Source organism: Aquitalea sp. FG25, from assembly GCF_057809375.1.
In genome coordinates this window covers 38553-53231 of record NZ_JBMDJV010000008.1, presented here as the reverse complement: position 1 = coordinate 53231, position 14679 = coordinate 38553, and the positions used below count along the sequence as shown (strand labels likewise).

Sequence of the window (14679 nt, the reverse complement as noted above, 5' to 3'; positions counted from 1 at the left end):
TGTCTTTAATCCGGGAGCAACATCATGCAAGCACTGCTGAAAACACTGCAAAACTGGTTCGAACAAGCTAGTCATACCAGCCGCCCGCTGGTACTGCTCTTGCTCAGGCTGTGGGTAGCGAATGTGTTTTTCAAATCCGGCCTGACCAAGCTGGATGACTGGGACACCACCCTGCTGCTATTTACCGAGGAATACCATGTACCGCTGCTGCCACCAGCCGTAGCGGCCGTGATGGGGACTTTTGGCGAAACCGTGTTTTCCAGCCTGCTGGTCGTCGGGCTGTTTGGCCGCTTTGCCGCCGTCGGGCTGTTTGTGGTCAACCTGATGGCGGTCATCAGCTATCCCGGCCTGACCGATATCACCCGCCAGTTTCACTACTACTGGGGCATGTTGCTGCTGGTGCTGTTTACCTGTGGCCCTGGCACCCTGTCGCTGGATAGCGCCTGGCGACACTGGCGTCAGCGGGCCAGGTTTTCACGCTGAGGCGGCACGGCACACATGCCCATTCCGGCAGTCGGCCTGCGAGTGGCATAATGGCGGCTTGCTCAACAGAATCCATGCCAGCCCATGTCCATTACCCTTGTCATTCAGTCCCCCCGTCTCGATAACCGCGAGCTGCAGGAGCTGGCCAACCTTGCCGGTGCCAGCAACATCCAGCAGCCCAGCCCCGACGTGGCCCGGCTGGAGGCGGCCGACCCGGCCAGCCGCGATGCCATCAGCGCCTGCTGCCAGACGCTGGGCTACGACTTTGCCTTTGTCGATGGCACGCTGAAACTGGCAGATTTCGGCCTGCTGGTTTCCGACATGGATTCCACCCTGATCACCATCGAATGCATCGATGAAATTGCCGACATGCAAGGCATCAAGCCGCAAGTAGCCGCCATTACCGAACGCTCCATGCGCGGCGAACTGGATTTTTCCGCCTCGCTGCGCGAGCGGGTATCGCTGCTAGCCGGCCTGCCGGAAAGCGCGCTGGAAAAGGTATATCAGGAACGCCTGCAGCTGAGTCCGGGTGCCGAACAGCTGTTGGCACGCTGCAAGGAAAACGGTATCCGCTTCATGCTGGTATCCGGTGGTTTCACCTTCTTTACCGAACGCCTGAAACAACAGCTGGGACTGGACTATGCTTACGCCAACCAGCTGGAAGTGATGGACGGCAAACTCACTGGCCGCGTGGTGGGCGACATTGTGGATGCCGCTGCCAAGCAACGCCTGCTGATAGAAAAACGCAGCGAACTGGGCCTGCGTGCCGATCAGGTCATCGCCATGGGTGACGGTGCCAACGACCTGTTGATGCTGGGCGAAGCCGGTGTCGGCGTGGCCTACCGTGCCAAACCGGTGGTGCAAGCCAAGGCCGACGTGGCCATCAATATCGTTGGGCTGGATGGTGTGGCCAGTCTGTTTGCCTGATTCCATACCGCACCGGGAGGATGTCATGAATACCTTGCCTGCACTGGACAGTGCCAGTTTTGATGCCCGGCTGCCGCTAAGCGTGCAGCTACTGAGCGAGGAAGAGTGCTCCCCGGCGCGCCAGCGCGAAACCCGGCTGGCACTGCGGATACTGGCCGCCCCCAGCGAAACGCCGGAAGAACCGGACCCCATGCTGGTACGGCTGGAAGCCAAGCTGGACCTGACGCTGGAAATCGCCCTGCTGAGCCACCACCCGGAGCGACCGGCACTCACCCCTTGCCGTCTGGGGCTGGAAAGTATTGCCTGGCTGTCCGACCACCCCTGGCGGGTGGGCGATGCGGTACAGATTGCGCTGATGCCCAACCCGGATTCGGCACTGATGCTGTTTCTTGCCGCCCATATCGAAGCCCAGACCCCCACCCCCGACGAGTCCTACGCCATTACCGCCAGACTGCAACTGCCGGCTGACGAACAAACCAGTCCACTGTGGGAACGCTGGGTGTTCCGTCGGCATCGACGGGCCATTCTGGAACGCTGAAGCCGACCGCCATCATTCCTCGGCAATGCCCTGCCGCCTGGAATAGACTGAAATGATCCGGCAACACCGCCAAGCAGATCAGGTATGCCATCATGGCCAGCATCCCCGTCCTCCAGTCGCTGATTGATACCGTACAGGGCGGACTGCTGCTGGTGGAGCCGGACAGCGGCCACATCCTTGCTGCCAATCAGCTGGCTGCCATTTTACTGGCCACCCCCCATGCGCAATTAATCGGCCAGCCCCTGCATGGTTTTCTGCCGGCTGGTGAGACACAAATCCCCACCCTGCTTGCCGGTCACGACATGGTTTATAACCGTGGCATGCAATTGCAGACCGCAAGCGGGCGGCTGATCAATGTCCAGTTTTCCCTGCGGGAAGTCCTGCTTGATGGCAGCAGAATCATGGTGGTCAGTTTCAGCGACAGAACCGAACAGCAGCTGATGCGCCAGTTGCTGGATTTCGAGCAGCAACTGCTCGCCCGCTCGCTCAAACTGGTCAAGCACCTGCACCAACAACATGCCGCTGGTGCCGAAGACGACCAGCTCACCGGGCTGATCAGCATGCCGGAGTTCCTCGCCGCCGCCCATACCGAAAGCGGGCGCATCCGCCGCTATGGTGGTGCGTTATCCGGCATGGCGGTGCAAATGCTCAGCCTGCCTCCATCCAGTGCCGGTGCCGACATGGCAGCAGCACGTCGGCATTTGCTGCAATTGGCTGCCAGTATTTGTGTGCAGGCCACGCGGGACAGCGATCTGGTGGCGCGGCGGGAAGAAGATGTTTTTCTATTGCTACTGCCCGGCACGCCATTGTCAGGTGCCGATGAACTGGCCCCCCGGCTGCTGCAGGCACTCAGCCAGCCAGCGGGCTTTGCCGAGGTGCAAACGCTGCCACTGCGCGTATGCATTGGCATCAGTGCCTTGCGTGACGATGAACACGCGCCCAACGCCATGTTGACGCGCTTGCAAGGCGCACTGGATCAGGCCCGCATCGCAGGTAGCAACCGGATATTCCGGCAAGCCTAAGCAGGCGTCAGGCCCGGCCCTGACGCGCCAGATGCACAGCCATGACAGCCAGCACGCCACCCATCAGCCAGCGCTGCACGCGCAAAAACAGCGGGCGTCCGCTGAGAAATCGCGCCATGCTGCCGGCCAGCAGCACCAGCACGGCATTGACCAGCAGGCTGATGGCAATCTGGGTAAAACCCAGCCACAAAGACTGAGCCAGTACACTGCCCTGTGCGGTATCGATGAATTGCGGCAGCAGCGACAAATACATCACCGCCACCTTGGGGTTCAGCAGATTGGTCAGCATGCCCATGGCAAACAGTTTGCGCGGGCTGTCGGCGTCCAGCTGACGCACTTCGAAAGGGGAACGGCCACCGGGCTTGAGCGCCTGCCAGGCCAGATACATGAGATAGCCAGCTCCGGCCAGCCGCAAGGCATCGTAGGCCAGCGGAACCGCCAGCAGCAGCGCACTGATGCCCAGTGCGGCACACAACATGTAGCAGAGAAAACCGGTGCCTACGCCTGCCAGCGATATCATGCCGGCACGCCGCCCCTGGCAGATGGAGCGCGACAGCAGATAGGCCATATTCGGGCCGGGGGTCAGCACCATGCCCAGCGCCAGCAGGGCAAAGCTAAGCCAGTGAATGGAGTGTGGCATGGCAGGCGGGGCTTTCAGGAGAAAGGGCTTTTCAGTCTGCCCCAGCGCCAGCCAGCCCGTCCAGCAGCTTCTGATGAATACCGCCAAAACCGCCATTGCTCATCACCAGGATATGATCGCCGCTGCGCGCCTCGGCCAGGATGGCGGCGATCAGTGCATCCAGCTGATCGAAAGTCTCTGCTTTATCGCCCATGGGCAGCAAGGCCTCGGCCGGGCTCCAGTTAAGGCCAACAGCCGAGCAGAACACCCGGTCGGCCAGCGCCAGTGAAGCGGGCAGCGCGTCCTTCATGGTGCCCAGCTTCATGGTGTTGGAGCGCGGCTCCAGCACCGCCAGGATGCGGGCCTCACCCACATGGCGGCGCAAGCCTTCCAGCGTGGTGGCAATGGCCGTGGGATGGTGGGCAAAGTCGTCGTACACGGTGACACCTGCCACCTTGCCGCGCACTTCCATGCGGCGTTTTACGTTGTCAAAGCGTGCCAGTGCGGCGATGGCATCACGCACGCTCACCCCGGCATGACGGGCGGCGGCAATGGCAGCCACCGCATTCAGGCGGTTGTGTTCGCCCATCAGCGTCCACTCCACCCGACCTTGCAGCTGGCCATCCAGCAGCACATCGAAATGACCATTAGCATCCGGCTCGCCCGCTTGCCAGCCACTTGCCACACCAAAGGCTTCCACCGGCGTCCAGCAGCCACGCTCCAGCACCCGGCTCAGGCTGGCTTCACGGCCATTGCTGACAATCAGGCCCTGGGCCGGAATGGTACGCACCAGGTGGTGAAATTGCGTTTCGATGGCAGCCAGATCAGCAAAAATATCCGCGTGATCGTATTCCAGATTATTCAGGATGGCAGTGCGCGGACGGTAGTGGACAAACTTGGAACGCTTGTCAAAGAAGGCGGTGTCGTACTCATCCGCCTCGATCACAAAGAAGGGGCTGGTGCTGGCCGGATCCTGCGCCGGGGTGCCAGGCAGGCGGGCGGATACGCCAAAGTTCTGCGGAATGCCGCCAATCAGGAAGCCAGGGGCCAGGCCCGCGTCTTCCAGAATCCACGCCAGCATGGAGCTGGTGGTGGTTTTGCCGTGGGTACCGGCCACCGCCAGCACCCATTTGTCTTGCAATACGTTTTCGGCCAGCCATTGCGGGCCGGAAATGTAAGGCAGGCCACGATTGAGGATTTCCTCCATCAAGGGCTTGCCGCGTGTCACCACATTGCCAATCACATACATGTCCGCGCCCAGCGCCAGCTGCTCGGCTCCGAAGCCCTGGGTAAGGGTGATGCCCATGGCCTCCAGCTGGGTGCTCATCGGAGGATAAACATTGGCATCGCAGCCGGTAACGGTATGGCCCGCCTGTTTGGCGATGGCAGCAATGCCGCCCATGAAGGTGCCGCAAATGCCCAGGATATGAATGTGCATGACAGTAAATGCTGTGTTAACCGCGAGGGGGCTATTATAACGCCGCATTGGCCTTATATTTCACTCTGTTCGCACGCGGCCCATGGCCCGTCCATCATTCAACACTGGCGCGCCATTTAGGCGGGCCAGCAGTTCAGGAGAAAACACATGCGCCACGACATCGTGATTCAACAACCGGCCAGCCCTGTGCAACTGATGTTGCTATTCCATGGCGTGGGTGCCAGCCCGGACAGCATGGCCGAGGTGGGGCGTTATCTGGGCAAAAACTTTCCGCAGGCGCTGATTGTCAGCGTGGCCGGGGCGGACAGCAGTGACCTGGGCCAGGGTTTTCAGTGGTTTTCGGTGCAAGGGGTCACGGAAGAAAACCGCTTGCAGCGGGTAGCCGACGCCTTGCCGCGCTTTCTTGCTGCAGTTGAATACTGGCAGCAGCAAAGCGGCCTGGGCCATGCGGCCACGGCGCTGGTCGGGTTCAGCCAGGGGGCCATCATGGCACTGGAAGCCGCAGCAGCACGTCCGCAACTGGCCAGCCGCGTGCTGGCCTTCAGCGGGCGCTTTGCCAGCCTGCCGGTTGCAGCTTTGCCGCAAACCACGGTGCACCTGTTCCATGGCAAAGCCGACCCGGTAATTCCGTATGTGCACAGCGTGCAGGCTGCGGAACACCTGATTGCCCTGGGTGGCGATGTGACGGCGGAAATCGAACCGTTTGTGGGTCACCAACTGCATGAAGACTTACTGGAGAAAGCGGTGGAATACCTGCAATCGCATATTCCCAAGCATGTATGGGATGAGGCCATGAGTGCCAGCCCGGAGCAGGCAGCCATCAAGCCCAGGTAAGCAGGCCAACCCCAGTGGCATGACAATGACGGCGCGCCCTCGCAACCAGGGCGCGCCGTCTTGGCATCAGAAGAACAGCCAGGTCATCAAGACAAACAAGGGCAGCAAGATGCTGACCGACCACAACATATAGGCAAAGAAACTGGGCATGGCCACACCGCGCTGCTCGGCAATGGCCTTGACCATGAAGTTGGGAGCATTGCCGATATAGGTATTGGCGCCCATGAACACCGCCCCCATGGAAATGGCCAGCAGAGTTTGTGCCAGCGGCCCCATCAGCGTGCTGGCATTGCCATCGGCCAGATTGAAAAACACCAGATAGGTAGGCGCATTATCCAGAAAGCTGGACAGCAGCCCGGTCATCCAGAAATACATGGCATTCACCGGTTGGCCATCCGCCCCGGAAACCGCATGCACCAGGGCGGCCAGCTGACCTGACGTGCCCGCGCGCAAAATGGCAATAGCCGGGGCGATGGTGATGAAGATACCGGCAAACAGCTTGCCCACTTCCAGAATCGGATCCCAGTTGAACTCATTGCCCGCGCGCACCTGTTTAGGTGTGATCCACAGCGACAGCACGGTCAGCAGCAACAGCAGCCCATCGCGCACCAGGTTTTGCAGCTCGGCATGCACCCCGGCCACCTCCAGATGGATGCCGGGCTGCCAGAAGCCGGACAACAGCACCGCCCCCACCACACCGGCCAGCAAGATAAAGTTGCGCTTGCCATGCAAGCGTAGCGGCTGGTCCCGATGCGGCCGGAACTCCTCGTCCTCACGCCGGTAAAAATAGCTGTCCAGCAGAAAAAACACCAAGAGCAGCGCCAAGGACAACACCAGCACCGGCAGCAGCATGTGCAGGAAAGTCCAGCCGAAGGTGACACCTTTCAGAAAACCCAGAAACAACGGCGGGTCGCCCAGCGGTGTTAAGCCCCCACCGATATTGGCCACCAGAAAGATGAAAAACACCACCACATGTACGCGGTGCTTGCGGTTGTCATTGGCCTTCAGCAAAGGGCGGATCAGCAACATGGCGGCTCCGGTGGTGCCCATGATGGAAGCCAGCGCAGTGCCAATGGCCAGAATGGTGGTATTCACCCCTGGCGAGCCATGCAGACTGCCCCCTACCAGAATGCCACCGGACACGGTATACAGCGCCAGCAGCAGCATGATGAAGGGTATGTACTCGCTCACCAGCGCATGCACGATCAGCCCCAGCGCGCTGCCGGCACCAAAGCTGGCGGTGAAGGGCAGCAGGAACAACACCGTCCAGATGGCGGTGATCTTGCCAAAATGATGGTGCCAGAAGCCCGGCGCAAAAATGGGAAACAGGGCAATGGACAACAGAATGCCGGCAAAGGGCAACACCCAGGCCAGGCTGAGCGTGTGGCCGTCCAGGTCCGCCGCTTGTGCCAGGGCAGGCAGGGCCAGCAGCAGGATCAGGCTGATGGTTTTACGCAGGGTGATTGGCATCTGGACTCCGGTTTAAGCCGCCCGCCAGTACGACTGGGGCAGCGTGAACATGAAAAAGGCTGGAAGACACTGCTCCAGCCTCTTGATCAGCCCTGCCGCTACAGCAGGGAGTGTGCTCGGGGCTTAATGGCTGCCCTTTTGAATAAACTCGATCTTATAACCATCCGGATCTTCCACGAAAGCGATGACCGTCGTGCCATGCTTCATCGGCCCGGCCTCACGCACCACCTTGCCGCCTTTGGCGCGCACGGCATCACAGGCCTGGTAGGCATCTTCCACGCCAATGGCGATATGACCGAAGGCGTTGCCCAGTTCATAGCTGTCGGTATCCCAGTTATGGGTCAGTTCCAGCACGGTGTGGTCGGATTCCTCACCATAACCGACAAAAGCCAGGGTAAAACGGCCTTCCGGGTAATCCTGGCGGCGCAGCAGGCGCATGCCCAACACGTCTTGGTAAAAAGCCAGCGAACGCTCCAGATTGCCGACGCGCAGCATGGTGTGCAGAAATTGCATAGTGGACTCCTGTAATGATGAGGGGGGCCATCTGGTGGCCCGTCGGCATGCTAGCCAAAACGAAAAAGGCCGCTGCCCTGCTGTTTCAGCCAGTGGCGGGCATTTTTCCAATCGGGAAACAAGCGGGCGGTTTCCATCCAGAAGGCCGCCGAATGATTCATGTGCTGCAGATGCGCCAGCTCGTGGGCCAGCACATAATCGATGACGGGGAGCGGGGCCTGCACCAGTCGCCAGTTCAAGCGGATATCCCCCCGCGCAGTACAACTTCCCCAGCGGGTGCGGGCTGATGACAGCGAAAGCTTACCGGGTGGACGCGGGCATTGTGACTGCAGCTGTGCCATGCGCTGGGCAAACAACAATTGCGCCTGTCGTTTTAGCCAGGCGGCCACCACAGCCAGCAGGCCGGATTCATCACCCGGCTGAATGCCCGCCACTTGCAGCACCTCCCCTTCCAGCCGGGCGGAACGACGCGCACCACCAAGCAGCTGAATGGAAAGCTGGCGTCCCAGATAGGTCAAACCGGTCTGATCTGCCAGTTGCTGTTTTTGTTCCCGCTGCAGCACCACATGCCGGGAAATCCAGTCCTGTCTGGCCTGCAACACTTCGTGCAAACGGGCCTGGGTAACACGCGGATGGGCAATCAGCTCCACCCGGCCATTGGCAATGCGTATGCCTATGCTTTTGCGCACCCGGCGCACCAGGTGCACTTCCACCGCGCCCTCAGGCAGCGGCAGGATGGTCCAGGCGGCGGCGCTTGTCATCGGGATGGGCAAAGGGGCCAACGCCGCCGATCTCGCGCTGCTGCGCTTCGATCCACTGCTGGGCCTGTTGAGTCATGGCTTCCGGGCCAACACCATCTTGCGGACGGATTGCCGGGCCGATCACCACGGTAATCTCGCCGGGGTATTTCAGAAAGGCATTACGCGGCCAGAACTCACCGGCATTATGTGCCACCGGCACCAGCGGCATGTCCAGCTGGCGCGACATACGTGCCGCACCATGCTTGTACTTGCCGGCAAAGCCGGGCTTGGTGCGGGTACCTTCGGGAAACACGGTAATCCAGAAGCCATGCTTCTTGCGCTCCAGCCCCTGCTGCAGCATGCGGTCATTGGCGCGGGTGCGGTCGGAGCGGTTGATGGCAATCGGATTCATCAAGGCCAGCCCCCAGCCGAAGAAGGGCAACCACAACAGCTCGCGCTTGGCCACGTAAATCTGCGAGGGAAAAATCTTCTGCAAGGCCAGGGTTTCCCAGCCCGACTGGTGCTTGGAACAGATGATGGACGGTTCGGACGGGATGTTCTCGGCACCGATCACCTTGTACTTCAAGCCCACCACATGCACCAGCAGCCACAGCATGATCCTGGCCCAGCTCTCGCCAAACACATGGCGGGTACGGCGCGGCAGCGGCGCAGCAATGAACAGGCCCAGAAAGCACAGCGGCGTGACAATCAGCAGCAACAGCCAGTAAATCAGGTTACGAATCCAGATCATGAGTTATTTCAGCCTCACAACAAACCACTTCACGAATTGATCAGGTGTTCGGCCGCGTCAAACAGGTCGTCGAACACCAGCGTGCCTTCCGGCAAACCGCCCTTTTCCAGGGTTTGCATGCCTTTGCCGGTGCGCACCAGAATAGGTTGGCCGCCCACGGCAGCAACCGACTCCAGATCACGCAAGCTGTCACCCACCAGCGGCAGGCCCTGCAATTTGACATTGAAACGCTCAGCCAGCTCCAACACCATGCCCGGCAAAGGCTTACGGCATTCACAGCCGTGATCCGGGCCATGCGGACAGTAGGCAACCGCATCAATACGCCCACCGGCCTGGCCAACCAGACGGTGCATTTTCTCGTGCATGGCATTGAGCGCATGCACATCGAACAGGCCACGCGCCAAGCCGGACTGATTGGTGGCCACCACCACGCGCCAGCCAGCCTGGGTAAGGTTGGCTATCGCTTCCAGACTGTGCGGCAGCGGCACCCATTCCATGGTGTTCTTGACGAAATCATCGCGGTCTTCATTGATGACGCCGTCGCGATCCAGGATGACAAGTTTCATGTTGAGCGTGCACTTCCTGAGAAGGGAATGGGGAGTGGCGAGTTAAGAGTAGCGGAGCCCGGCTTATTGCCCACTCCCTATCCCCGACTCTCCACTCCCCTCCCGGGTTAATCCGCCAGCAGCGAGATGTCCGCCACGCGGTTGAACAGAGCAGCCAGGCTAGCCAGCAAGGCGATACGGTTGGCACGTACGGCCAGGTCGTCCGCCATCACCATCACGCCATCAAAGAAGGCATCCACCGGCGCCTTCAGGCTGGACAGTTGCGCCAGCGCACCGGCAAAGTCATGCGCGGCAAACTTGGCATCCACCTGCGGTGCCAGCTCGCGCACGGCAGCATACAGGGCCTGTTCGGCGGCTTCGCTCAGCAGGGCCGGGTTCACCGTGCCCACATCGCCTTCCACTTTTTTCAGGATGTTCTTCACCCGCTTGTTGGCGGCGGCCAGGGTAGCGGCTTCCGGCAGTGCCTTGAAGGCAGCCACGGCGGCCAATACAGCCGGGACTTCGTTCAGGGTGGACGGAGCCAGGGCCAGCACGGCATCGACTTCATCACCCTGATAATCCGCAGCCAGGTAGTTCTTCAGGCGGTCCATCATGAAGGCAAACACTTCGTCCGCCGTGGTGGCGGACAGCTTGCCTGCCGGGAAGGCGGCGGCTACCAGCGTCAGCAGGGCCTTGAGGTCCAGCTTGGCTGCCAGTGCCATGCGCAGCACGCCCAGGGCGGCACGACGCAGGGCGTACGGGTCCTTGTCGCCAGTCGGAATCAGGCCGATGCCCCAGATGCCGACAATGGCTTCCAGCTTGTCGGCCAGTGCCACGGCGGTGGCGATATCGCCCTGCGGCAGGCTGTCACCGGCAAAGCGCGGGTGGTAGTGGCCTTCGATGGCGGCGGCAACCACCTCGCTTTCGCCGTCGTGCTGGGCGTAGTACATGCCCATCACGCCTTGCAGCTCGGGGAATTCGCCCACCATGTCGGTAACCAGGTCGGCCTTGGCGAGCAAGGCGGTACGTTCGGCTGCTGCCTGATCTGCGCCCAGTTGGGCGGCAATCTGGCCGGCGATGGACTGCAGGCGCACTACCCGCTCCAGCTGGCTGCCAATCTTGTTGTGGTAAACCACTTCGGCCAGTTTGGCCAGACGGGTTTCCAGACGGGCTTTCTGGTCTTGCTCGAAGAAGAACTTGGCATCAGACAGGCGGGCGCGCAGCACGCGCTCATTACCCTGGATGATGTGGCTGGGGTCGGCGGTTTCCAGATTGGACACCAGCAGGAAGCGGTTCATCAGCTTGCCCTTGGCATCCAGCAGCGGGAAGTACTTCTGGTTCTGCTGCATGGTCAGGATCAGGCATTCCTGCGGCACCTTGAGGAATTCGGCCTCGAAGCCGGCTTCCAGCACCACCGGCCATTCCACCAGCGCGGTCACTTCGTCCAGCAAAGCGTCGTCGGCGGCAATGGTGGCACCATGTACGGCGGCGGCGTCAGCCAGGCGCTTCTTGATCAGTTCACGGCGGGCATCAAAGCTGGCCAGTACCTTGCCTTGTTCAAACAGCACGCGGGCGTAGTCGTCGGCTTTTTCGACAAATACATCGCCGCTGGACAGGAAGCGGTGACCACGGGTGGCATTGCGGCTGGTGAGGCCCAGCACGCCGCCTTCGATCACGGTTTCGCCCCACAGCATGATCAGGCCATGCACCGGACGCACAAACTGGTAATCCAGATCACCCCAGTGCATCAGCTTGGGAATCGGCAGTTTTTTCAGCGCCAGCGCGACGATGTCGGTGAGTACGGCGGACAACGCTTCGCCGGTCTTGGTGCTTTCATAAGCAAACACATCTTGCTTGCCATCGCTCATGGTGGTGAGCGCGGACACGTCCACGCCGCAGGAGCGGGCAAAGCCTGCCAGTGCCGGGGTGGGCTGGCCATCTTTCATGCCAGCAGTCACCGCCGGGCCCTTGCGCACGATTTTCTGGTCCGGCTGCACGGCCAGCACGGCCGGTACTTGCACGGCCAGGCGGCGTGGCGAGGCAAACACGGTGGCAGCGACATCGGCAGCCACAAACTGCAGTTTTTTCAATTCTTCGGTAATGGTCTGGCCAAAGCTGAGCGACAGCTTTTCCAGCGCCTTGGGCGGCAGCTCTTCGGTGAGCAACTCGATAAGCAGGGTGGCGTTCATGATTTATTCAGGTTTCTTGTGCGGAGCGGTTTTGGCGAGATAGCACACGACTTGCAGCATGGTGTCGGCGACAGACCCCTGCTCCACCGACTGCCATTTCCAGGCAAAGCGTTGCACCGGGAACATCGTGGAGTACAGCTGGCGGCCACGCTTGTCGGCATATTCGAAGCCGACAAAGGTATATTGCTGCTTGCTGCAACTGGCATAGCCACTGGTGCGCCGGATGAAATACTTGATGTCGGTGGCCTTGTCGTACTGACGTTGGCTAAAGCGCTCCTGATTCACAAAATGGACCAGCCCGTCCTTTTCCACCCAGATGGAATTACGGTCCATCGCCAGTTCCAGGGCGGAACCTTGCTGGTAGACACCCCAGTCAGGTTCTGCCGCCATGACGGGCAGGGATAGCAGGGCCAGAAGCAGGCTGATCCGTGTTTTCATGGCCGGTCAGGCCTTGGGGCACATGGGGAAACCCAGTGCCTCGCGGGCGGCGTAGTAAGCCTGGGCCACACCACGCGACAGGGTACGTACCCGGCCAATATAGGTGGCACGTTCGGTTACCGAAATAGCACCGCGCGCATCCAGCAGGTTGAAGCAGTGACCGGCCTTGAGCACCATTTCGTAAGCCGGCAGCGCCAGCGGAATGTCCAGCAGGCGCTTGGCTTCGGATTCGTAGTAGCTGAACAATTCGAACAGCTTGGGCACATTGGCGTGTTCGAAGTTATAGGTGGACTGTTCCACTTCGTTCTGGTGGTACACGTCGCCGTAGGTCACGCGCTGGCCGTTGGGGTAAACCGTCCACAGCAGGTCATACACGTTTTCCACACCTTGCAGATACATGGCCAGACGCTCGATGCCATAGGTGATTTCACCCAGTACCGGCTTGCAGTCCAGACCGCCCACTTGCTGGAAGTAGGTGAACTGAGTGACTTCCATGCCGTTCAGCCAGACTTCCCAGCCCAAGCCCCAGGCGCCCAGCGTCGGGTTTTCCCAGTCATCTTCCACAAAGCGGATATCGTGCACGGTGGGGTCAATGCCCAGCACCTTGAGCGAGCCCAGATACAGCTCCTGGATATTGGCCGGCGACGGCTTGAGCGCTACCTGGAACTGGTAGTAATGCTGCAGACGGTTGGGGTTTTCACCATAGCGGCCATCCTTGGGGCGGCGCGACGGCTGCACGTAAGCTGCATTCCACGGCTCCGGGCCGATGGCACGCAGACAGGTGGCCGGATGTGAGGTACCGGCGCCCACCTCCATGTCGAAGGGTTGCATGATGACGCACCCTTGCTCGTTCCAATAATTCTGGAGGGTAAGGATGATTTCCTGGAAGGTAAGCATAGACGTGGGGTAGCGAGTAAAAAGTCAAAGGTCGATTCTACCGCCTAGCGCCCCCGCCGCAAAGCAAGGCAGTGGCTGAAAGCTGCCGTGCGTTGTGCATTGCACGACTTGCTGCGCATTCTTCCTCGCCTTTTGCCTGGCTGCAGGCCCCCGAACCATGGCGCAAGCAGACAAGAAAAAACCGGCTTACGCCGGTTTTCATCTACACAAGCCAAGGTCGTGACCGGATCAATTCCAGTCCAGAATCACCTTGCCGCTTTGGCCGGACAGCATGGCGGCAAAGCCCTGCTCGAAGTCATCCACCTTGAAGTGGTGAGTGATGATGGGACGGATATCCAGCCCGGACTGAATCAGCGCCACCATCTTGTACCAGGTTTCAAACATCTCGCGGCCATAGATGCCCTTGATTTCCAGGCCCTTGAAGATGACCTGGTTCCAGTCGATGGCAGTATTGGCCGGCGGAATGCCCAGCAGCGCCACCTTGCCACCGTGGTTCATGGTTTCCAGCATCTGGCGGAAGGCTTGCGGATTGCCGGACATTTCCAGCCCCACGTCGAAGCCTTCGCACATGTGCAGCTCGCTCATCACCTGTTTCAGGTCTTCACGCGCCACATTCACGGCGCGGCTGGCCCCCATCTGGAGCGCCAGCTCCAGGCGGTAGTCATTGACGTCGGTAATCACGATATGACGCGCGCCCACATGTTTGGCAATGGCAACGGCCATGATGCCGATGGGGCCAGCGCCGGTAATCAGCACGTCCTCGCCCACCAAGTTGAAGGACAGCGCGGTATGCACCGCATTGCCGAAGGGGTCGAAGATGGCAGCCAGATCGTCGGAAATATCATCCGGAATCGGGAAGGCATTGAAGGCCGGAATCACCAGGTATTCGGCAAATGCGCCTGCGCGGTTAACGCCCACGCCCACGGTGTTGCGGCACAGGTGGCGACGACCGGCACGGCAGTTGCGGCAGTGGCCGCAGGTGATATGGCCTTCGCCGGACACACGCTGGCCGATTTCAAAGCCACGCACTTCAGAGCCCATGGCGGCGACTACGCCCACGTATTCATGGCCAACGTGCATGGGTACCGGAATGGTCTTCTGCGCCCACTCGTCCCAGTTCCAGATATGGATGTCGGTGCCGCAGATGGCGGTTTTGCTGATCTTGATCAGCAAGTCGTTATGGCCGATTTCCGGTTGTGGCACTTCGTTCATCCACAGCCCGGGAGCGGATTTGAGTTTGGAGAGTGCTTTCATTGCATTTGCCTGTCTGTGCTG

At 60.5% G+C, this 14679-nt stretch carries 16 protein-coding genes; 5 read left to right on the top strand and 11 right to left on the bottom strand.

The genetic code is table 11. From position 1 onward, the window contains the following. Window positions 1-24: 24 nt before the first annotated feature. The 4 genes from ACODR9_RS08995 to ACODR9_RS08980 all read left to right on the top strand — a co-directional run bounded on the left by ACODR9_RS08995 (window position 25) and on the right by ACODR9_RS08980 (window position 2970). Complete coding sequence (locus tag ACODR9_RS08995; RefSeq protein WP_488808907.1) at window positions 25-483, top strand: DoxX family protein; 459 nt, start codon at window positions 25-27, stop codon at window positions 481-483. A gap of 84 nt (window positions 484-567) precedes the next feature. Beyond that, on the top strand, window positions 568-1410 hold the full coding sequence (gene serB / locus ACODR9_RS08990) for a phosphoserine phosphatase SerB (protein WP_488808906.1): 843 nt from the start codon (window positions 568-570) through the stop codon (window positions 1408-1410). 25 nt (window positions 1411-1435) lie between these two features. After that, window positions 1436-1948 (top strand): hypothetical protein, encoded by a 513-nt coding sequence (locus ACODR9_RS08985; RefSeq protein WP_488808905.1) that lies wholly within the window; start codon window positions 1436-1438, stop codon window positions 1946-1948. Window positions 1949-2040: 92 nt separating this feature from the next. Next, the gene (locus tag ACODR9_RS08980) at window positions 2041-2970 is read left to right on the top strand and encodes a diguanylate cyclase domain-containing protein (protein ID WP_488808904.1); all 930 of its coding nucleotides are present in this window, start codon (window positions 2041-2043) and stop codon (window positions 2968-2970) included. A gap of 7 nt (window positions 2971-2977) precedes the next feature. On the opposite strand, the gene ACODR9_RS08975 is transcribed toward ACODR9_RS08980, so the two are convergent. After that, a complete protein-coding gene (locus tag ACODR9_RS08975; RefSeq protein WP_488808903.1) occupies window positions 2978-3610 on the bottom strand; it encodes a LysE family translocator in 633 nt (210 codons plus the stop codon). 31 nt (window positions 3611-3641) lie between these two features. Beyond that, window positions 3642-5027 (bottom strand): UDP-N-acetylmuramate:L-alanyl-gamma-D-glutamyl-meso-diaminopimelate ligase, encoded by a 1386-nt coding sequence (gene mpl / locus ACODR9_RS08970; RefSeq protein ID WP_488808902.1) that lies wholly within the window; start codon window positions 5025-5027, stop codon window positions 3642-3644. Window positions 5028-5174: 147 nt separating this feature from the next. Between mpl and ypfH the strand changes: the two genes are divergently transcribed. Beyond that, window positions 5175-5861, top strand: coding sequence for an esterase (gene ypfH / locus ACODR9_RS08965; RefSeq protein WP_488808901.1), 687 nt, complete (start codon window positions 5175-5177; stop codon window positions 5859-5861). Between the two features lie 66 nt (window positions 5862-5927). On the opposite strand, the gene ACODR9_RS08960 is transcribed toward ypfH, so the two are convergent. From ACODR9_RS08960 to tdh, 9 genes are all read right to left on the bottom strand, one after another. Then, the gene (locus tag ACODR9_RS08960) at window positions 5928-7331 is read right to left on the bottom strand and encodes a sodium:proton antiporter (protein ID WP_488808900.1); all 1404 of its coding nucleotides are present in this window, start codon (window positions 7329-7331) and stop codon (window positions 5928-5930) included. Between the two features lie 123 nt (window positions 7332-7454). Further along, a complete protein-coding gene (gene gloA / locus ACODR9_RS08955) occupies window positions 7455-7844 on the bottom strand; it encodes a lactoylglutathione lyase (protein WP_488808899.1) in 390 nt (129 codons plus the stop codon). 50 nt (window positions 7845-7894) lie between these two features. Continuing rightward, window positions 7895-8605 carry a M48 family metallopeptidase gene (locus tag ACODR9_RS08950; protein WP_488808898.1) on the bottom strand — a complete coding sequence of 237 codons (711 nt, stop codon included), beginning with the start codon at window positions 8603-8605 and terminating at the stop codon, window positions 7895-7897. Then, window positions 8565-9335 (bottom strand): lysophospholipid acyltransferase family protein, encoded by a 771-nt coding sequence (locus ACODR9_RS08945; protein ID WP_488808897.1) that lies wholly within the window; start codon window positions 9333-9335, stop codon window positions 8565-8567. Before ACODR9_RS08945 ends, ACODR9_RS08950 begins: the two co-directional genes overlap by 41 nt. Before the next feature lie 29 nt (window positions 9336-9364). After that, complete coding sequence (gene gmhB / locus ACODR9_RS08940; protein WP_488808896.1) at window positions 9365-9901, bottom strand: D-glycero-beta-D-manno-heptose 1,7-bisphosphate 7-phosphatase; 537 nt, start codon at window positions 9899-9901, stop codon at window positions 9365-9367. 107 nt (window positions 9902-10008) lie between these two features. After that, a complete protein-coding gene (gene glyS / locus ACODR9_RS08935; protein ID WP_488808895.1) occupies window positions 10009-12069 on the bottom strand; it encodes a glycine--tRNA ligase subunit beta in 2061 nt (686 codons plus the stop codon). 3 nt (window positions 12070-12072) lie between these two features. Beyond that, the gene (locus tag ACODR9_RS08930; RefSeq protein WP_488808894.1) at window positions 12073-12507 is read right to left on the bottom strand and encodes a surface-adhesin E family protein; all 435 of its coding nucleotides are present in this window, start codon (window positions 12505-12507) and stop codon (window positions 12073-12075) included. A gap of 6 nt (window positions 12508-12513) precedes the next feature. Beyond that, entirely contained in the window at window positions 12514-13404 is an 891-nt protein-coding gene (gene glyQ / locus ACODR9_RS08925) for a glycine--tRNA ligase subunit alpha (RefSeq protein WP_045847557.1), read from the bottom strand. Window positions 13405-13632: 228 nt separating this feature from the next. Further along, on the bottom strand, window positions 13633-14658 hold the full coding sequence (tdh, locus tag ACODR9_RS08920) for an L-threonine 3-dehydrogenase (RefSeq protein WP_488808893.1): 1026 nt from the start codon (window positions 14656-14658) through the stop codon (window positions 13633-13635). Window positions 14659-14679: the final 21 nt, after the last annotated feature.